The organism is Thermomonas sp. (genome assembly GCF_029945965.1).
In the GTDB taxonomy this organism is placed as follows: Bacteria; Pseudomonadota; Gammaproteobacteria; order Xanthomonadales; family Xanthomonadaceae; genus Thermomonas.
Genome location: NZ_JAQSDO010000008.1, coordinates 63,496 through 82,950, shown reverse-complemented (window position 1 = coordinate 82,950; position 19,455 = coordinate 63,496). Strand labels below are relative to the sequence as shown.

The window sequence follows — 19,455 nt, the reverse complement described above, 5'->3', positions numbered from 1 at the left end:
TTGGGTCATCAGGTCGAGGAAGCGCAGCGATGAAGACATGGCTGGTGGCGTGTTCCAAGGGCGGCGTGGGCAAGACCACGATCGCCACTCATCTGGCCGCGGAGGCTGCGGTGGCTGGGCAAAACGTAGTCCTGGTCGATGCCGACCCGCAGGCATCGGCGACCCGTTGGTGCCAGCGCCGGGCGGGCATGGCCAGCGCCGTGTTGCCGGTCGATGGCAGCCGCAAATCTTGGCAAAAACATGTCCCGGATGGCACCCAGCGAGTGATCGTGGATGCGCCAGCCGGCGCGATGGGCAGCGCGCTCGAGGGCTTCCTCGACATCGCCGACGCGGTAGTCGTACCGATTCAACCGTCCGCGCTGGACCTCGAAGCCAGCATCGGTTTCCTCGAATCGTTGGGCAAGCACCCACGGGTGCGCAAGGGAAAGCTGCGGGTGGGTCTGGTCGGCAATCGCCTGAAGCCCAATACCAATGCTACCCAACAGGCGTTGGACGTGCTGCGCAGCTGGCCGTTCCCGCTGGTCGCGCAATTGCGCGACAGCCAGGCCTACGTGGTGTTGACCGGGCTGGGCAAGAGCTTGTTCGATTACCACTCGGCACAGATTCGCGAGCACCAGGCCGATTGGCAGCCGCTGCTGCACTGGCTACGCAAGGATTAGTTGTTGCAGCGTAAGCTGCAGGAAACGCCACGAGGAGATGCAATGAGGGATTTGATCCTGCTGCGCCACGCCCATGCCGAACCCGCCAGCGCGGGCCAGGATGATCGCCAGCGCGGCTTGTCCGCCACCGGACTCGCGGAGGCACATGCGGCTGGTGAATGGTTGCGGGCGCATGGGTTGATGCCGGATCGCATCCTGTATTCCAGCGCGGCCCGTACCCGGCAGACACTGGATGCGGCGGGCGACCTGGGCGGCGTTCAGGGGCGCGAGGAGGCCTCGATCTATGAGGCCAGCCCCGGCATCCTGGCGGCCCTGGCCGATGCCAACCGCGACGCCGAACGCCTGCTGCTGATTGGCCATAACCCCGGGCTGGAACAGCTGGCCGCACTCTTGCACAGCGGCCAGACTGGCGATTACCGCGGGATGCCGCCTGGCGGCATCGCGGTGCTCAGCCTGCCGGAGGATGCTTCCATCGAACCCGGGATTGGCACCCTGACCCAGTTCTGGTGGCCGTGAACCGATGATGGGTGCGCGCGGCCGCCCTTGGCTGGCGCTGGCCGCGCTGCTATTGCTGGGTAGCAGCCTGGGCGGCTGCGCGACCATGTCCACGCCGCAGCGTGAGGATGCGGAAAGGATTGCCAACAGCGCGCGTTCGACTCAAGTCGACTGCACGGCCGCCGATGCCTGTGCGTTGGCCTCGCCGTTGCATGATTTGGCCGATCGCGCACTGGCCGAATCCACATCCAAGTCCCCGCGGCACTACGTCGTGCTGCTGGACAAGGGCCCGGACGCCCTGTTGGCACGGGTCCACTTGATCCGTAGCGCGCGCCGCAGCATCGATTTGCAGACCTACATCTTTGATGAAGACGATTCCGCGCAACTGGTGCTGGACGAACTGCAGGCGGCAGCGTTTCGCGGGGTCAAGGTGCGTCTGCTGCTGGATCAGCTGTCGGCTCTGGAGAAAGTGTCGACCCTCGCCGCCCTGTCTGGCCTGCACGCCAATTTCGAGCTGCGGTTGTACAACCCGGTGCTGGATCGGGCGCGGCTGTCCACGCCGATGTATGTGGTGGCTTCAGCCTGCTGCTGGCGCACGCTCAACCGGCGCATGCACAGCAAGCTGTTGCTGGTGGACGATGCGATCGGGATTACTGGTGGGCGCAACTATCAGGACGATTATTTCGATTGGGATGCGTCCTATAACTTTCGTGATCGCGACCTGCTGATCGTGGGTCCGGTGGCGGGCGACATGGCCAAAAATTTTGCGGCGTTCTGGAATTCGCCGCGCAGTGTGCAGGCCGAGCGTCTGGGCGATGTGGCTCACTATCTGCGCACCCATGGCGTGCCGCCGCCGCCGCATCAGCCGTACACCAAGCCTGGGCGCGTGCGCGCGCTGCTCGCGGATGTCGAGGACACTGCGGTGATCCGCGATCGCTTCGTTACGCCTGCACTGGCTGTGAGCGGTGTGCAATTCATCGCCGACTTGCCGGCCAAGCATCGCGACAGCGCAACCGACGAGTACCAAGCGCCGGCTTCCAATGTCCTCCAGCAATTGATCGCTTCCGCGCAGGACGAAGTACTGCTGCAGACGCCGTACCTGGTGCTGTCAAAGCCTGCGCAACGGGTGTTCCGCGCATTGCACCGGCAGCCGGATCCGCCGCGGGTGTTGATCTCGACCAATAGCCTGGCCTCGACCGACGCCTTCATCGCCTACGCGATTTCCTATAAATACAAGCGCCGCTACCTGCGTGACTTCGGATTCGAAATCCACGAATTCAAGCCATTTCCGGAGGATGCCCCGTTCGAGCTGGGCCCCACCGGCGCCGACCTTGGCGAAGTGGATGCTTCCGCGCCTGCGCCGGAACGTCGGCCGACACGCCTCGAGCGCCGATTGGCGGAACGTGGGCTGCACAGCGATCCGGGTGGGGAATCCAGCATGTTGGGCAGCTTGTTAGGCTCCTCGGGCTCGCTACCAGTGCGGCTCAAGCGTGCCGGCATCCGAATGGGCCTGCATGCCAAGTCGATGGTCGTGGACGGGCGCGTTGGTGTGGTCGGCACCCACAACTTCGATCCGCGCAGCGACAACTACAACACCGAAAGCGCGGTGGTCATTGCCGATCCGGCGTTCGCGCAGCTGCTGGCTGCCAGCATCCGCCGCGACATGGAACCCGGCAACGCCTGGGTGATTGGACGGCGCGATCCCTCGCCGGTCCTACCGGGCATCGAGTTCACCCTGGCGCGGATTTCCGAGCGCATGCCGATTTTCGACCTGTGGCCGGTGAAATACGCCACCAGCTACGAGTTCGTGCCCGGCCCTGGCTGCACGCCGCCGCCATCGCCGTTCGCCGCCGATTTCCGCCATTGCCACAAGCCGGTCGGCGACTTCCCGGAAGTGGACCTGGGCCTGAAGTGGCTGGGGGTGCGGGTGTTCACCGCGTTTGGCTCGGGATTGGCGCCGATCCTGTAGTGAGTGCTGGCCGCAGCTAGCCGTGTTTGCCGTCGGATTGACGCGAAGCGGCGCGCGGCCTAGGCTTCGCGTCTCACTGCACGCGCCGGGATGGCACATGTCGATTACTCTGAATTTCCACCTTAACGATCAGGATCTTGCCCATTTCGAGAAGGCGATAGAACGCTCGAAGAAGGCGGCGGAAGGCAAGAGCAACGAGGAAATCGTTGCCAGCGCGGTGGAGATGCTCGCCGACGCGCAGAAAGTGCACATCCCGGACTTCATCAAGGATCGCCTGCTGCGCCTGGACGACATGATCGCGATGGTCCGCGACGAGGCTTGGGCCTTGCCGGATGCCGACAAGGAGCGGGTGCTGTCGGCGCTGATGTATTTCTGCGATCCGGATGACGTGATCCCGGACAACGTCGAGGTGCTGGGGTTCCTCGACGACGCGGTGATGATCGAACTGTCGGTTCGCGAGCTGAAGCACGAACTCGACGCCTACGACGATTTCTGCGATTACCGTGCTAACGAGGCCAACCGCCGTGGCGTGGAGCCGTCGACCCTGGGCCGCACCGACTGGCTGGATGGCCGCCGCGAGGAGCTGATCGACCGCATGCACCAGCGCCGCGAGCGCGATTTCGGCACCGGCTACGGCAGCAGCAGCGGCTATGCCTCTACGGAACGCAGCTCTTATGTGCGCGGCTGGCGCCCAGGTGTGTTCAAGTTCGGTTGAGCCGGGTTTGAGCAAGCCCGCATTCGCCTGGCCCGAAGGCGCCAGTGTAGAAGCGCTGAACGCGCGTTCGGCGGGCACCCTGATGCAGACGCTTGGCATCGAGTTCATCGAACTCGGGGCCGGCTATCTGCGCGCCACCATGCCTGTGGATGCCCGCACCCACCAAATCTATGGCTTGCTGCACGGCGGTGCATCGATGGCGTTGGCGGAAACCCTGGGCAGCAGTGCCGGCGTCTTGATGGCCGGCGATAATGCCGTGGTCGGGCTGGAAATCAATGCCAACCATTTGCGTGCGGTGCGCTCCGGCCTGGTCACCGGCACGGCGCGGCCCGTGCATATAGGCCGCAGCACCCAAGTATGGGAAATCCTCATCGAAGACGAGGCGGCCAAGCCGGTCTGCATCAGCCGGATCACCCTGGCGGTGTTGCCGCAGCCACCCGGTTGACCGGGTTTTGGGTTGCGGCACTAGCCGCATCGACTAAGGTGCGGCCATGAATGCGACGCCCCCCGCGGCCGAACCCATCCTTCGCGCCTGCCGCTACCTGTATCGGCTGCCACTGCTTGCCTGGCATGTGTTGGTGCATCTGCCGGTCCTGCTGCTGCTGCTGGCAGTGGGCGAAGTCGGCGGCCGCCAGGTCGGGCATGCGGCGCTGCGCTGGTGGGCGCGCTGGTTCCTGCGGATCTTCGGCATGTGCCTGCGCCGCGAAGGCGTGCCATTGGCCGGCGGCACGATGTTCGTGGCCAATCATGTCAGCTGGGTCGACATCGTCGCCCTGCATTCGCAGCACATGATGGGCTTCATCGCAAAGCACGAAATCCGCAGCTGGCCAGTGATCGGCTGGTTGACTACGCATACGGATACCATCTATCTGCGGCGCGGCAATGCCGATTCGCTGGGTGGCGTGATGGAGGAAATGGCGATGCGTCTGCGTGCCCGGCGCGCGGTGGCTGCGTTCCCTGAAGGCGGCACCCGTGACGGCAGCGTATTAGGCCCGTTCCACGCGCGGATATTCAGTGCGGCGGTTGCCGCCGATGCGCCGGTGCAGCCGGTGGCGCTGTGTTATGGCGCGGGCTGCGAGGCACAGTCGATCGTGGCGTATGCCCCGCGCGAAAGCTTCATGGCCAACCTGATGCGCCTGCTTGGTGAGCCTTCGCGACCAGTTCGGGTGTGTTTCATGGAACCGATCCTGCATGCCGAACATGAGGGCCGGCGCGGCATCGCGCAATTGGCGCGCAGCCGGATCAAGCACGCGATGCAGTCCGCATGAGCCCCACCATTCCGACCTGCACCACGACCACCAGCGCCTATCGCGCGCCGCGCTGGCTGCGCAATCCGCATGTCCAGACCCTTCTGGGCAGCAGTCCGATACGCGTGCTGCGCGGGGCGCGCGAATTGCGCAAGCTCGGTGCAGTGCACGCAGAGCACTTGGTCGATGCCGGTGGCGATATCCGCCTGCATGGCGTGCACAGCACGCTGCCGGGACGTCCGCCGCGCGGCCTGGCCCTGCTGCTGCATGGTTGGGAGGGCAGCGCGGAATCGGGCTACATGCGCCTGACCTGCGCTCGCCTGCTTGAACGCGGCTTCGATGTGTTCCGCCTGAACTTCCGTGATCACGGTGACACCCACCACCTCAACGAGGACCTGTTTCATTCCAACCGGCTGGAGGAAGTGCTGCAGGCGGCACTGACGATCTCACGGAGATGGTCATCGCAGCCATCGCTGCCGATGGTGCTCGCCGGCTATTCGCTCGGTGGCAATTTCGCCTTGCGGGTGGCATTGCATGCGCCGCGCGTGGGCCTGTGCCTGGCACGGGTGGCGGCGGTCTGTCCGGCCCTCGATCCGGAACACACCACCACCGCGATGGAGCAGGGCCTGCCTGCGTACGAGCGCTATTTCATGCGCAAATGGACGCGCTCGTTGCGACGCAAGCAGGCGTTGTTCCCGGAGCAGCATGCGATCGCCGAGGAGCAACTGCGCAGCCATCGCCTGCGCGAACTGACCGCGTGGCTGGTGGCGCGGCACACCGATTTTGCTGACGTCGATGCTTACTTCGACGGCTACCGCATCAGCAAGGACCGCATGAGTTGGTTGCAGGTGCCAGCCGACATCCTGACCTCTGCAGATGACCCGGTGATCCCGATCGATGACTTCCACGACTGGCAGCTTCCGGCCGATGCCACGGTGGAAATCGCCGCGCACGGCGGTCATTGCGCCTTCCTGCACGATGCCAGCCTGCGCGGTTACGCCGAGGATTGGGTGGCGCAGCGTTTGTCCACGGCGCTTGAACCGGCTTCGGTGCAGACTTCGATTCAAAATCTCGGCAACGCACCTGGAGAACCAGGATGAGGAGAGCTGGCATGAAAATCCACAGCGACAGTTTCGAACACCACCAGCCGATTTCGGCCGAATTCGCGATGGGCACGCCCGATGGATTCGGCGGCAATCGCAACCCGCAGCTGGCATGGGAGGACGTTCCCGCGGGCACCAAATCGTTCGCGCTGCTGTGTATCGACACAGATGCGCCGACCAATGGCGCGCTGGTCGCCGACAGCGGCACGCCAATCCCGGTCGCACATCCGCGTAGCGAGTTCGTGCATTGGGTAGTCGCCGATATTCCTGCGGATACCCGCCAGATTCCAGCTGGCAGCTGCAGCGATGGCGTGACCAAAGGTGGCAAGGGCGCGGGCCCCGATGCAGGTGGCCGACGCGGCCTGAACGACTACACCGGCTGGTTCGCCGGCGATGCCGCGATGGGCGGCCAGTATTTCGGCTACGACGGCCCGTACCCACCTGCGCACGACCTGCGCGTGCACCGCTACTTCTTCCGCCTTTTCGCGCTGGATGTCGAAACGCTGGCATTGCCGCAGGCCTTCACCGCCGGCGACGTGCGCAAGGCCATGCACGGCCATGTGCTGACGGAATCGGCGATCTACGGCACCTACGCGCTGAATCCGGACGCCGGTTGAAACTCAGGCGGCGGCAGGCAGCCAAAGCAACAAGGCGATGCCGACGATCGCCCGGTACACCGCGAACATAGTGAAGCGGTGGCTCTGGATGTAATGCAGCAGCCATTTCACTGCGACGAAGGCGGTGATTGCCGAAGCGAGGAAAGCCACCGCCAGCGCGCTCCAGTCCTCGTTGCCGATGCCGCCATGGCGCACCAGCGACAGCAGCTCGTAGCCGGTGGCCGCAAACATGGTCGGGATGCCGACCAGGAAGGCGAACTCGGTGGCGGCGGCGCGGCTGGTGGTGCCGGCAAGCAGGGCCACGAAGATCGTGGCCGCACTGCGCGACGTGCCCGGGAATACCCCGGCCACGACCTGGGCGACGCCCACCAGAATCGCGGTGGTCCAGGAGATTGCGGTGCGCTCGCCTTCGCGCGCTGCGCGCTTGGCGGCGAAATGTTCAGCCACGACCATCCAGACCGCGCCAATCACCAGCGCCCAAGCAATCGGCCGCACATTGTCAGGCAGTTCCCAGCCCATCGCCTTGACCAGCAGGCCGAGCACGGCGGTGACCATGAATGATGCGGCCAGCTTGAGCGCGTAATCGCGGTTGTCGGGCTTGGCCAAGCCGACCAGCAGGCCCCACAAGCGCTGCCGGTAGATCGCGACCACGGCAAGGATCGCGCCGGCCTGGATGGCGATGTTGAACAGATCGCTGCGATGGCCCAGCCAGCGCTCGGCGATCAGCAGGTGGCCGGTACTGGAGACAGGCAGGAATTCGGTAATGCCTTCGATGATGCCGAGCAGCAGCGCGGCGAGCAGGTCATTCATGCGATGGGTGTCTGGTTAGCAGTGGCGACGGCGAAGGATAGCGCAGGCCGTGATGCACCATAAAAGTGCATGTTGCGTAGCAGCAAGCACTTAATTGGTGATTATCGAAATTCGTAGTTCAATAATACATCTAATAAACAATGACATATCACTTGGCACGGCTATTGCATAGAACAATGATATCCGTCATTCATCAGACCCCGGAGTTCCCATGTCGCTCGAAAACATCGAAAAACTGATCAAGGACCACAAGGTCGAATTCATCGACCTGCGCTTCGCCGACATGCGTGGCGTGCAGCATCACGTGAGCTTCCCCAAGTCGATCATCGAAGCCTCGTTGTTCGAGGATGGCAAGATGTTCGATGGCAGCTCGATCGGTGGCTGGCGCGGCATCCACCAGTCGGACATGGTGCTGTTGCCCGATCCGTCCACCGCGCTGCTGGATCCGTTCACCGCCGACCCAACCCTGATCCTGATCTGCGACGTGCTCGACCCGACCACAATGCAGCCGTATGAGCGTGACCCGCGCGGGATTGCAAAGCGCGCCGAGGCCTATCTGAAGGCCAGCGGCATTGCCGAGCAGGCGTTCTTCGGCCCGGAACCGGAATTCTTCATCTTCGATTCGGTGCGCTATGCCAACGAGATGGGCCATACCTTCTTCCATGTCGATTCCGAGGAAGCGGCGTGGAACTCCGGCAAGGAATACGAAGGCGGCAATACTGGCTATCGCCCGGGCGTGAAGGGCGGCTATTTCCCGGTCGCGCCGCTGGATTCGCTGCACGACATCCGCGCAGAGATGTGCAAGACGCTGGAAGCAGTCGGCATCGAAGTTGAAGTGCACCATCACGAAGTGGCCAACGCCGGCCAGTGCGAGATCGGCACCAAGTTCAACACGCTGACCCGCAAGGGCGACGAACTGTTGACGATGAAATACATCATCAAGAACGTTGCCCATCGCAATGGCAAGACAGCGACCTTCATGCCCAAGCCGCTGGTGGGCGATAACGGCAGTGGCATGCACGTGCATCAGTCGCTGGCCAAGGGCGGGGTCAACCTGTTCTCCGGCGATGGCTACGGCGGCCTGTCGCAGATGGCGCTGTGGTACATCGGCGGTGTGTTCAAGCATGCGCGCGCGATCAATGCCTTCGCCAACTCCACCACCAACAGCTACAAGCGCCTTGTGCCTGGTTTCGAGGCGCCGGTGATGCTGGCGTATTCGGCTTCGAATCGTTCTGCCAGCTGCCGCATTCCGTACGTGGCCAATCCGAAGGCACGCCGCATCGAGTTCCGCTTCCCGGATCCGATGAACTCCGGCTACCTGATCTTCACCGCGCTGATGATGGCCGGCCTGGATGGCATCAAGAACCAGATCGATCCGGGTGGCCCCAGCGACAAGGACCTGTACGACCTGCCGCCGGAAGAAGAAAAGGGCATTCCAACCGTTTGCCATTCGCTCGACCAGGCACTGGACGCACTCGACCAGGATCGCGAGTTCCTCAAGGCCGGCGGCGTGATGAGCGACGATTTCATCGACGCCTACATCAAGCTCAAGATGAAGGAAGTCAGCGCATTCCGCGCCGCGACCCATCCGCTCGAATACCAGATGTATTACGCGATCTGATGCCGCGCGCAATGCAAATTGCACGGGCTTCGGGTCGGCGGGTGTCCGGCCCGACGCAGTGCGTCGGGCGTTCGGTCGGGATGCGCGGCAGTGCCGCGCAAGTATCCCGCCCTCACCCGCTGGAATACCAGATGTACTACGCAATTTAGAGCGGCGCGATCTAGCGCGGCGCTCGCGGTGCATGCACCGCTTCTGCACTAGATGATTCAAGACACGATCTGATGGGGCGAATGCATCAGGACGAAGCGAGCTGATCCTTGCTTTGCTCCCTCCCCGGCGAGGATCGGACCGGACCGGGAGCGCGTACCGACGGGGACGCGCCTCCCGGCCCTTTTGACGGAGAGGGTGCGATTCAGGATATGCGCGGCGGCGCCGCGCGAAGTGAAGTGGCACCAACTGACGACAAGGAGCGCACAACGCGATCGACGCTCGCAGCAAGCAGGCTGAAAATCAGCTCTGCGATGCAGAAATAAAGCGGAACCAATGACCGGGGAGGGCTGCCGCATTTGAGGAGCCTGTGTCATGTCGTCCAAATCCTTCGTTACACACAACCTGTGCACGGACGCGACCACGCGCAAGCTTTCTCGCCCGCGCCGCGTACGTACCCGCATCACCCCCGCAATGGTCGGGATGCTTGTTCTTGTAGGAACTTCTACCGGCGCGCATGCCGGCACCAACGGCGACGTGTTCGGTGGCATATGGGCGGTAGCACCTGCGGCATTCGCACAGGACGTGGCCGTGCCGTTCGCCAACAAGGGCGACATCGCCTGGTTGCTGATGTGCTCGGCGCTGGTGATCTTCATGACCTTGCCGGGGCTTGCGCTGTTCTACGGCGGGCTGGTGCGCAGCAAGAACGTGCTGTCGATCCTGATGCAATGTTTGCTGGTGTTTTCTCTGGTGGCGGTGCTGTGGGCGCTGTACGGCTATTCGCTCGCGTTCACGCCTGGCAACGCCTTCATCGGCGGTTGGGACCGGCTGTTCGCCAACGGGCTGACGCCCGCCGCGATGAGCGCGACCTTCAGCAAAGGCGTGGTGATTCCCGAGCTGGTGTTCTTCGTGTTCCAGGGCGCGTTCGCCTGCGTCACCTGCGCGCTGATCGTCGGTGCGTTCGCCGAACGCGTCAAGTTCGCTGGGGTGCTGGTATTCACCGTGATCTGGTTCACCTTCGCCTACCTGCCGATGGCGCATATGGTCTGGTTCTTCCCGGGCCCGGATGCGTTCACCAGCAATGAGGTGGTGCCGGCCGTGCTGGCGCAATCGGGATTCCTGTTCGCCAAGGGCGCACTCGATTTCGCCGGTGGCACCGTGGTCCACATCAATGCCGCGGTCGCCGGACTGGTGGGCGCGTACGTGATCGGCAAGCGCGTCGGCTACGGACGCGAGGCGATCAAGCCGCACAACCTGACCCAGACCATGGTCGGTGCATCGATCCTGTGGTTCGGCTGGTTCGGCTTCAATGCGGGCTCGGCGCTGGAAGCAAATGGCGTGGCTGTACTCGCCTTCGTCAACACCTTCCTCGCTACTGCCGCGGCGGTGCTGGGCTGGACCACCGCAGAGTGGTTGGGCAAGGGCAAACCGTCGATGTTGGGCGCAGCATCCGGTGCGGTGGCAGGTTTGGTGGTGATCACGCCTGCGGCAGGATTCGTCGGCCTGTGTGCTGCGCTGGTGATGGGTGCACTGGCCGGCGTGGTCTGCCTGTGGGGCGTGAGTGGGTTGAAGCGATTGCTTGGTGCAGACGACGCGCTCGACGTGTTTGGCTTGCACGGCATCGGCGGGATTTTGGGTGCGCTGCTCACCGGCGTGTTCGCATCACCCGCACTCGGCGGTGCCGGCCTGTGGGACTACGTCACCGAAACCACGTTGCCGGATTACTCGATTGCCTCGCAGGTCTGGATCCAGGCGCAGGGCGTGCTGGTGACCATTGCGCTATCGGGTAGCGTCTCGTTGCTGGCGTTCCTGCTGATCAAGCACACCATCGGGCTGCGAGTCGGCGAAGAGGCAGAACGCGAAGGTTTGGACATCAGCTCGCATGGCGAGACTGCTTACGAGTCCTGAACGAGTCAGGGGAAGGCGACGGCAAGGATGCCGTCGCTGTTTTTGAAACACACGATCCGGGAGGACAACCGCACGTGCGCAGGCCGATTGTTCGTTTGGCGAAGCGTTGCAAAAGCAGTATGTGCATTTGTCGGCTCTCGACCCATAACTGCCGGTCGCGAACGACCGTTTCGCGGCTGTTCGATTGAACGGCAGGAAAGGGGCGGCCAGGTTGGGTCGATGCAGGGCAGGAATGAGTACTGAAAGGCTACACTTGACCATCTGCAAGCTCTCCGGGGATGTGGTGCGTGGGGGATTTCTTAGAGCGTCTCAAGCAGCGCAAGCTGGTGCAGTGGGCTGTGGCCTACGCGGCAGGAGCGTGGGTGTTATTGCAGGGATTGAGTCTGCTTGCCGAAACATACGGTTGGCCGCCGCTGGTCATGCAAATTGCGGTCGCGATCGCGTTAATCGGTTTCTTGGTTACGCTGATCCTGGCGTGGTACCACGGCGAGCGTGGCGAGCAGCGATTGACGCGCAATGAGTTGCTGTTGCTGACCGTGTTGATGATTCTGGGTGGCAGCTTGCTCTGGCATATGGCACATGCACCGCAACCAGTACAGACCCCGGCCGTTCCGATGCCGGCGGCATTGGCTCCGATCCCGACCGTCGAGAAGGATCCGTCAATTGCAGTGCTGCCGCTGGTCAACATGAGCGATGACAAGACCAACGAATATTTTTCCGACGGCATCTCCGAAGAACTGCTGAATCTGCTGGCTAAGGTGCCGAAGTTGCGAGTCATCGCCCGCACTTCCAGCTTTGCCTTCAAAGGCAAGGAAGTCGACATCCAGGACATCGCCCGCAAGCTCAACGTCGCCGCCATTCTCGAGGGCAGCGTGCGCAAGTCCGGCAACACCGTGCGCATCACCGTGCAGTTGATTCGCGCCTCCGACAACTCGCATCTGTGGTCGGAAAATTACGACCGCACGCTCGATGACATCTTCAAGGTACAGGACGAAATCGCCGCCACCGTTGTGGCTAAGCTCAAGATCAGCCTGTTGGGCGCGGCCCCGACCGTGCGGCCGGTCGATGCCAGAGCCTATCCGCTGATCCTGCAGGCCAAATTCTTCAGCGATCAACAATCGACCGCCAGCCGTGCACAGGCGGTCACGCTGTACCAGCAGGCACTGGCGATTGCGCCCGGCGAGCCGCGCGCCTGGACCGGGCTGGTGAAGGTGTACATCAATCAGGGCGGTTATGGTGATCGCCCTGCAGCCGAAGCTTATGGGCTGGCGCGGCAAGCGGCCCAGCAGGCGCTGGCCAGCGATCCGGACAATGCGGTGGCACACTCTTTTCTGGGCCGGATTGCCTCCGACGTTGATGGCGACCTCGTCGTGGCCGCGCAGCAGATTCAACAAGCGCTGGCGCTGGATCCTTCCGACCCGCAAGTGCTCAATAACGCCGGGGTCTTCTTGGCTGGCCTCGGCCGACTGGACCAATCCACTGCGCTTGATCAGTACCTGGTCGCGCACGATCCGGCCAACCCGCTCGGGTACAACAATCTGGGTAGTACCTACTACTTAGCCGGTCGCTGGGATCAGGCCATCGCCTCCCTACGCATGGCACTGGCCTTAAGTCCGGGCTTCAGCAGCGCGCATGAGACCCTCGGGCTGGCTTTGCTGTTCAAGGGCGACACCGCCGGTGCCTTGCTAGAAATGCAAGCCGAGGCGGATGAGTCGATTCGCCTTGAGGGCTTGGTGCCGGTGTTGCACGCGCTGGGGCGGAAACCGGAGTCCGATGCCGCGCTGGCCACGCTGATCGCCAAATACGGCAAGGACCAGGCTTTCTTTATCGCCACAGCATTGGCTTACCGCGGCGAGGCGGATCGGGCCTTTGAATGGCTGGATAAAGCCAGCGCCAATCACGACCCCTACCTGTCCACGATCACCATCGAACCGATGCTGGCCAAGTTGCACAGCGATCCACGCTGGCTGCCGCTGCTGCGCAAACTCGGCAAAGCGCCGGAGCAACTGGCCAAGATCGAGTTCAAGCTGACGTTGCCGCAGTAGGCTTGGTCCTCACTCAAGCTTGCACTCCCTTCGGTTCACTCGAACGTCCGCTTTCCGGAAGGCAACCTGCTAGTGCGACCGTCCGCTTTTGGCCGGAAGGCGACCTTGTCGTTGCGGCCTCAGCCGAGCAGCATCATCGCAATCCCCGCAGCCGCCTCGCGCCCCTCATACGTCGCGGTGACCACAAGATCGGCGCCACGCACGCCATCGCCACCGGCGAAGACCTTCGGATTGCTGGTCTGGTAAGGCAGCGCTGTTGATGCACTCGTGCGCGTCTTGCAAGTGGGCGCTGGCGTCACCTTGATGCGGCCGTTCGCTTCCAACGCGATGTCGTGCGCTGCCAGCCAATCTGGCGGATCCGGTTGGAAGCCGAACGCGATGATTACCACATCGGCGTCCATCACCGATTCGCTGTCTGGGACGATCTCTGCCGACTGGCGGCCACGCGCATCGGGTTCGCCAAGCTGGGTCTGTGCGACTTGCACGAAAGTCACCGTGTCATCGCCAAGCAATGCGAGCGGCTGGCAATTGAACAGGAACTCGACGCCTTCCGCGCGCGCGTTGGCGACCTCGCGCGCGGAGCCCGGCATGTTCGCTTCGTCGCGGCGATACAGGCAAGCGACGCTGGCCGCGCCGAGGCGCACCGCGCTGCGCACGCAGTCCATGCCGGTATCGCCGCCGCCGAGCACCACCACGCGCTTGCCGTTGAGGTCAGGCAGTTCGACCTGGTCTTCCCAGCCGGCAATCGGCCGCCCTTCGCCGCTTTCATTGGTAACGGAGTCGCCGATCACGATCCGCCCGTTCTGGACCAGGAATGGCAGCGCCGGCAACACATTGCGCAAGTCCTGTCCCGGCAGCTTGCCGTCGGTGTAGCGATAGCTGCCCAGCCCGAGGAACACGGCATCGAAATCACGCAGCAATTCATCCATGCCGATGTCGCGCCCAATCTCCACGCCGAGCCGGAACTCGACGCCCATGCCTGTCAGGATTTCGTGGCGGCGGTCGATCACCGCGCGCTCCAGTTTGAACGTGGGAATGCCGAATTGCAGTAGCCCGCCGATGCGTTCGTAGCGATCAAACACGGTTGCCTGGATACCGGCACGCTGCAGCCGATCGGCGCAGGCAAGCCCAGCCGGTCCGGCACCGACCACCGCGACGCGCTTGCCGGTGTCGGGTGCGTGACTCAGATCAGGTTTCCAGCCTTCGGCCAGCGCGGTGTCGACAATGTATTTTTCGACCGCGCCAATGGTGACCGCGCCGAAGCCATCGTTGAGCGTGCACGCGCCTTCGCACAGGCGATCCTGCGGACACACGCGGCCGCAGATTTCGGGCAGCGGATTGGTTTCATGGCACAGCGCCGCCGCTTCATGGATGCGACCCTCGCGGGCAAGTTCCAGCCATTGCGGAATGCGGTTGTGCAGCGGGCAGCCCCAGCTGCAATAGGGATTGCCGCAGTCCAGGCACCGGCCAGCTTGTTGTTTGGCCTCGACTTGCCCGAAGCGCCCGTAAAGTTCGCCCCAGTTGCCTTGCTGGCGCAATTCCAATGGAATGCGCACGGGCATCTCTCGCGACTGATCACGGAAGCCGAAAAGCGGTCGCTTACTCACGCTGCATTCCTCAATGTTTCCACCAGCGACTCCAGGCTTGCCGCCTTCGGCTTGACCAGCCAGAACTTGCCCAGGAAATCGCGGGTGTCATCGAGAATGCGTTGCCCGAACACGCTGCCGGTATGCGCCACGTGCGCTTCCAGCAAGTCGTTGAGATGCGATCGGTGCGCCTCGAAGCCCTCGTTGTTGATGCGCAAGATATCGATGAGCTCGTGGTTATAGCGATCGACGAAATCGCGATCCAGGTCGAGCACATAGGCCATACCACCGGTGAAGCCGGCGCCGAAGTTCAGGCCGGTGCGGCCAAGCACCGCGACCACGCCGCCGGTCATGTATTCGCAGCAATGATCGCCAACGCCTTCGGCCACCGCGACCGCGCCGGAATTGCGCACCGCGAAGCGTTCGCCGGCATGGCCAGCCGCGTAGAGTTCGCCACCGGTCGCGCCATACAAGCAGGTGTTGCCCAGTATCGGAGTATCGCAAGCCACGAAGCGCGCATCACTCGGCGGCTTGATCACGATGCGGCCACCGGTCATGCCCTTGCCGACGTAATCGTTGGCTTCGCCTTCCAGCGACAGTCGCAAACCGCTGGCAAGAAACGCACCGAAACTCTGGCCGGCGGTGCCATTGAAATTCAAATTGATCGGCGCATCGCGCATGCCGTGGTCACCATGCTGGCGCGCGATGCGTCCGGACAGGCGCGCGCCGATGCTGCGGTCGGTATTGCTAATGCTGTAATCGAACTGCCCACCGCGCGAGTGCGCGATGACGTCTTCGAGATCGTGTTCGAGCTGAGCAGCCAGACCTTTCGGATCGACGGCCAATGCCGGCGTGCCGCAATGACCGCCATGCACCAGTCCATCGCTGGCCAGCAGCAGCGACAGGTCGATGCGCTCGCCGGTGGCTTCCATCGCGTCGATCTGATGCAGCAGGTCAGTGCGACCGACGATTTCGCCCAGCGTGCGCACGCCGAGTTGCGCAAGATAGCCGCGAACCTCTTCGGCCAGCCCACGGAAGAAGTTCTCGACGCGTTCGGGCAGGCCGGTAAAGTGTTTGGCGCGTAGTTGCGGATCCTGGGTGGCGATGCCGGTGGCGCAGTTGTTGAGGTGGCAGATGCGCAGGTACTTGCAACCCAGCGCGATCATCGGCGCGGTGCCAAAGCCAAAACTCTCCGCGCCCAACAGTGCAGCCTTGATCACGTCCAAACCGGTCTTCAGGCCGCCGTCGGCCTGCACGATCACGCGGTCTCGCAGGTCGTTCGCCAGCAACGCCTGGCGTGCTTCGGACAGGCCCAGTTCCCAGGGCACGCCGGCATAGCGGATCGACGACAGTGGACTGGCGCCGGTGCCACCGTCGTGGCCGGAAATCGTGATCAGGTCGGCGCCCGCCTTGGCGACGCCGGTCGCAATCGTGCCGACGCCGGCATGGCTGACCAGCTTCACCGACACCAGCGCCTGTGGATTGACCTGCTTGAGGTCAAAGATGAGCTGGGCGAGATCTTCGATCGAATAGATGTCGTGATGCGGCGGTGGCGAGATCAGGCCGATGCCGGGCTTGGCATGGCGCAGGCGCGCGATCAGTTCGTTGACCTTGTGGCCGGGCAACTGGCCGCCCTCGCCGGGCTTCGCGCCCTGCGCCATCTTGATCTGCAGCACTTCGGCATTGACCAGGTATTCGGGCGTGACGCCAAAGCGCCCCGACGCAATTTGCTTGATCTTCGAGACCTTGTTGGTGCCGTAACGCGCCGGGTCTTCGCCGCCCTCGCCGGAATTACTGCGCCCGCCCAGCCTATTCATCGCGATGGCCAACGCCTCGTGCGCTTCCGGCGACAACGCACCCAGGCTCATCGCCGCGGTGTCGAAGCGGCGCACGATGGCACTGATGTCTTCGACCTGGTCGATGTCGATTGGCTTGCAGTTGTCGGTATCCAGCGCCAGCAGGTCGCGCAGCGCGGCAGGCGGCCGATTGTTCACGGCATCGGCATAACGCGTCCAATCCGAGGTGTCACCCGTCTGCGTCGCGCGCATCAGGGCCTGCACCACGTCGGGATTGAACTGGTGGTATTCGCCGTCCGGTGAGTACTGCAGCAGACCACCGATGTCCGGCAGTTGATTATTGTCCCAGGCCTTCGTGGCCAGTTGTTGCGCATCTTCTTGCAGCACGTCGAAATCGGCGCCACCGATCCGCGAGGGTGTGTCGGCGAAGCACAAGTCGACAACTTCGCGGTCCAGTCCAACTATCTCGAACAGGCGTGCGCCGCGATAGCTGCCAATGGTGCTGATACCCATCTTCGAGATGATCTTGAGCAGGCCCTTCTTGATTCCGCGCCGGTAGCTGCGGCCGATTTGCGCCGTCTCTGCCGAAGGACGGTCGCCATGTTTGGTCAGCAGGATCCCGCGCACGCCAAGATCGTGCAGGGTTTGGTAGGCGAGATACGGATACACCGCCGTCGCGCCGAACCCGACCAGGCAGGCGAAGTGGTGCGCATCGCGCGCGGTGCCGGTTTCCACGACCAGGTTGATGTCGCAACGCAGGCCCTTGCGCACCAGGTGCTGGTGCACCGCGCCGGTGGCCAGCAATGCATGCAGCATCAACTGCCCGCGGCGTGGACGACGGTCGCTGAGGATCAGCAGCAACACGCCTTCGCGAGCCGCTGTTTCGGCTTGTGCGCACACGCGTTCGATTGCGCAGCGCAGGCCTTCGCCGGCATCGAAGCCGAGCTCGATGTAGCGATGCGCGTCCTGGTAGGGCGGCATCGCCAGCAGTTGGCGCAGCTTGCGTTGCGACAGCACCGGCGAATTCAGGTGCACGTGGTGCACGGTATCGGCGGCATCGACGAACACATTGCCCTCGCGCCCCAGCTGGGTCGCGAGTGACATCACGCAGTCCTCGCGCAATGGGTCGATTGGTGGATTGGTGACCTGCGCGAAGGCTTGCCGGAAACGGTCGTAGAGCGGACGCACGTGCTGCGAAAGCGTCGCCATCGGTACGTCGTCGCCCATCGCGCCGATCGCTTCCTGTTCGGCTTCGGCCAATGGACGCAAGACTTTTTCGCGTTCCTCGCGGGTGAGCTGGAACAGTTTCTGGTAACCCGCCAACGTGCCGACATCGAATGGCTCATCGACCAGGCCGGGATCGATCAGTTCGCTGTGCAGGTACGTCATGCCTTGCCGCAGCCAGCGCTTGTACGGCGCGCGCGCGCGGTTGATCGCATCGATTGCATCGCTGTCGAGCAGGGTGCCGTCGCGCAGGTCGGCGGCGATCATCTGCCCGGGTCCGAGTTTGCCGCGCGCCACGATGTCGGATACCGGCACGTCCCACACGCCGGCTTCCGAAGCGATCATGAAGTGGCGGTCACGGCCCAGCTGCCAGCGCGCCGGGCGTAGCCCGTTGCGGTCCAGCGTGCAGGCGGCGTAGCGACCATCGAACAGGACGATGCCAGCCGGCCCGTCCCACGGCTCGCTGTTGAGCGCGTAGTACTCGTAGAACGCGGCGAGATCGGCGTCCTTGTATTCCAGCGATTGGGTCGCCGGCGGAATCAGGATGCGCATCGCCTTCAGTGCGTCCATGCCGCCGGTTTCCAGCAGTTCGAGCATGGCGTCGAGGCTTTGCGAATCCGAGCCGTCGCATTCGATCACCGGGTCGAATTCGCGCGGGTCCAGTCGTTCGCTACGCCAGGTATGCGCACGCGCCTGTGCCCAGCCGCGGTTGCCTGCAATCGTGTTGATCTCACCGTTGTGGGCGAGCATGCGGAACGGTTGCGCCAGCGACCAGCGCGAACTGGTATTGGTCGAGAAGCGCTGGTGGAACACCACCACGCTGGTTTCCAGTTCGGCGCGCTGCAAGTCCGGGAACAATTGTGGCAGTCGGTCCGGCAGCACCATGCCCTTGTAGCCAATGCTGTCCGGCGACAGGCTGACCACATAGAAATCCATCACATCACGCAATCGCTGGCTGGCGCGGCGACGTGCCAGGTACAGCGCCAGCCGGAATGCATCCGGCGTGGGGCGTGCGCCTTCGACATCGAGCAAGGGCGTGACGAACACCTGTTCGATGCGCGGCATGGTCTTGCGTGCGGATGCGCCGCAGGCGTCGCTGTCGAGCGGTGGTATGCGCCAACCGGCAATCGCCAATTGCACTTCGGCCAATTCAGCGCGAAGTGTTTCGCGTGCCTGCGCTGCCAGCGCCTCGTCGTGCGACAGGAATACCAGGCCGGCTGCGAACTGGCTGCCCAGCGGAATCTTGGCTTCACGCGCCAGCGTGCGCAGGAACCGATCCGGCTGCTTCAATAGCAGGCCGCAGCCATCGCCACTCAGTCCGTCCGCGGCCACGCCACCGCGATGGGTCATGCGCGCCAAGGCCACCAGCGCAGCATCGACCAGCGCGCGGCTGGGCGCATCGTCAAGCTGTGCAATCAGTCCAAAGCCACACGCGTCCCGCTCGTCGCGGGGGTCGTACAGCCCAGTTGGGGATGCTGCTTTCATCGCGCTCCCAAGAGTTGCGCTGCAGTGC

14 protein-coding genes are annotated in these 19,455 nt (G+C 63.5%); 11 read left to right on the top strand and 3 right to left on the bottom strand.

Annotation, left to right across the window (positions count from 1 at the left end; translation table 11 throughout):
- Window positions 1–29 precede the first annotated feature (29 nt).
- The 8 genes from PSV05_RS03505 (at window position 30) to PSV05_RS03470 (ending at window position 6,805) form a co-directional block, all read left to right on the top strand.
- A complete protein-coding gene (locus PSV05_RS03505; protein ID WP_300061551.1) occupies window positions 30–659 on the top strand; it encodes a ParA family protein in 630 nt (209 codons plus the stop codon).
- Window positions 660–701: 42 nt separating this feature from the next.
- Window positions 702–1,175, top strand: coding sequence for a histidine phosphatase family protein (locus tag PSV05_RS03500; RefSeq protein WP_300061548.1), 474 nt, complete (start codon window positions 702–704; stop codon window positions 1,173–1,175).
- Between the two features lie 7 nt (window positions 1,176–1,182).
- Entirely contained in the window at window positions 1,183–3,123 is a 1,941-nt protein-coding gene (locus tag PSV05_RS03495) for a phospholipase D family protein (RefSeq protein WP_300061545.1), read from the top strand.
- 97 nt (window positions 3,124–3,220) lie between these two features.
- Window positions 3,221–3,838, top strand: coding sequence for a YkvA family protein (locus PSV05_RS03490; RefSeq protein WP_300061542.1), 618 nt, complete (start codon window positions 3,221–3,223; stop codon window positions 3,836–3,838).
- Between the two features lie 82 nt (window positions 3,839–3,920).
- A complete protein-coding gene (locus tag PSV05_RS03485; RefSeq protein WP_300062240.1) occupies window positions 3,921–4,283 on the top strand; it encodes a hotdog fold thioesterase in 363 nt (120 codons plus the stop codon).
- Window positions 4,284–4,329: 46 nt separating this feature from the next.
- Window positions 4,330–5,106: a lysophospholipid acyltransferase family protein gene (locus PSV05_RS03480; protein ID WP_300061539.1), complete on the top strand. Its 777-nt coding sequence runs from the start codon at window positions 4,330–4,332 to the stop codon at window positions 5,104–5,106.
- Window positions 5,103–6,185: an alpha/beta fold hydrolase gene (locus PSV05_RS03475; RefSeq protein ID WP_300061536.1), complete on the top strand. Its 1,083-nt coding sequence runs from the start codon at window positions 5,103–5,105 to the stop codon at window positions 6,183–6,185. Before PSV05_RS03480 ends, PSV05_RS03475 begins: the two co-directional genes overlap by 4 nt.
- An 11-nt stretch (window positions 6,186–6,196) precedes the next feature.
- Window positions 6,197–6,805: a YbhB/YbcL family Raf kinase inhibitor-like protein gene (locus PSV05_RS03470; protein WP_300061533.1), complete on the top strand. Its 609-nt coding sequence runs from the start codon at window positions 6,197–6,199 to the stop codon at window positions 6,803–6,805.
- A 3-nt stretch (window positions 6,806–6,808) separates the two neighbouring features.
- On the opposite strand, the gene PSV05_RS03465 is transcribed toward PSV05_RS03470, so the two are convergent.
- Window positions 6,809–7,615: an undecaprenyl-diphosphate phosphatase gene (locus PSV05_RS03465; protein ID WP_300061530.1), complete on the bottom strand. Its 807-nt coding sequence runs from the start codon at window positions 7,613–7,615 to the stop codon at window positions 6,809–6,811.
- Between the two features lie 211 nt (window positions 7,616–7,826).
- Here PSV05_RS03465 and glnA point away from each other — a divergent pair, with 211 nt between their 5' ends.
- The 3 genes from glnA to PSV05_RS03450 all read left to right on the top strand — a co-directional run bounded on the left by glnA (window position 7,827) and on the right by PSV05_RS03450 (window position 13,336).
- On the top strand, window positions 7,827–9,236 hold the full coding sequence (gene glnA / locus PSV05_RS03460; RefSeq protein WP_300061527.1) for a type I glutamate--ammonia ligase: 1,410 nt from the start codon (window positions 7,827–7,829) through the stop codon (window positions 9,234–9,236).
- A 522-nt stretch (window positions 9,237–9,758) separates the two neighbouring features.
- Window positions 9,759–11,291, top strand: a complete 1,533-nt coding sequence (gene amt, locus PSV05_RS03455; protein WP_345782231.1) for an ammonium transporter — start codon at window positions 9,759–9,761, stop codon at window positions 11,289–11,291.
- A gap of 668 nt (window positions 11,292–11,959) precedes the next feature.
- Window positions 11,960–13,336, top strand: coding sequence for a tetratricopeptide repeat protein (locus PSV05_RS03450; RefSeq protein WP_300061524.1), 1,377 nt, complete (start codon window positions 11,960–11,962; stop codon window positions 13,334–13,336).
- Between the two features lie 119 nt (window positions 13,337–13,455).
- Here PSV05_RS03450 and PSV05_RS03445 read toward each other — a convergent pair whose 3' ends face one another.
- Together PSV05_RS03445 and gltB are read right to left on the bottom strand one after the other, a co-directional pair.
- Entirely contained in the window at window positions 13,456–14,943 is a 1,488-nt protein-coding gene (locus tag PSV05_RS03445) for an FAD-dependent oxidoreductase (protein ID WP_300061522.1), read from the bottom strand.
- A complete protein-coding gene (gene gltB, locus PSV05_RS03440) occupies window positions 14,940–19,427 on the bottom strand; it encodes a glutamate synthase large subunit (RefSeq protein ID WP_300061519.1) in 4,488 nt (1,495 codons plus the stop codon). The genes PSV05_RS03445 and gltB overlap by 4 nt, the downstream gene beginning before the upstream one ends.
- Between the last annotated feature and the right edge of the window lie 28 nt (window positions 19,428–19,455).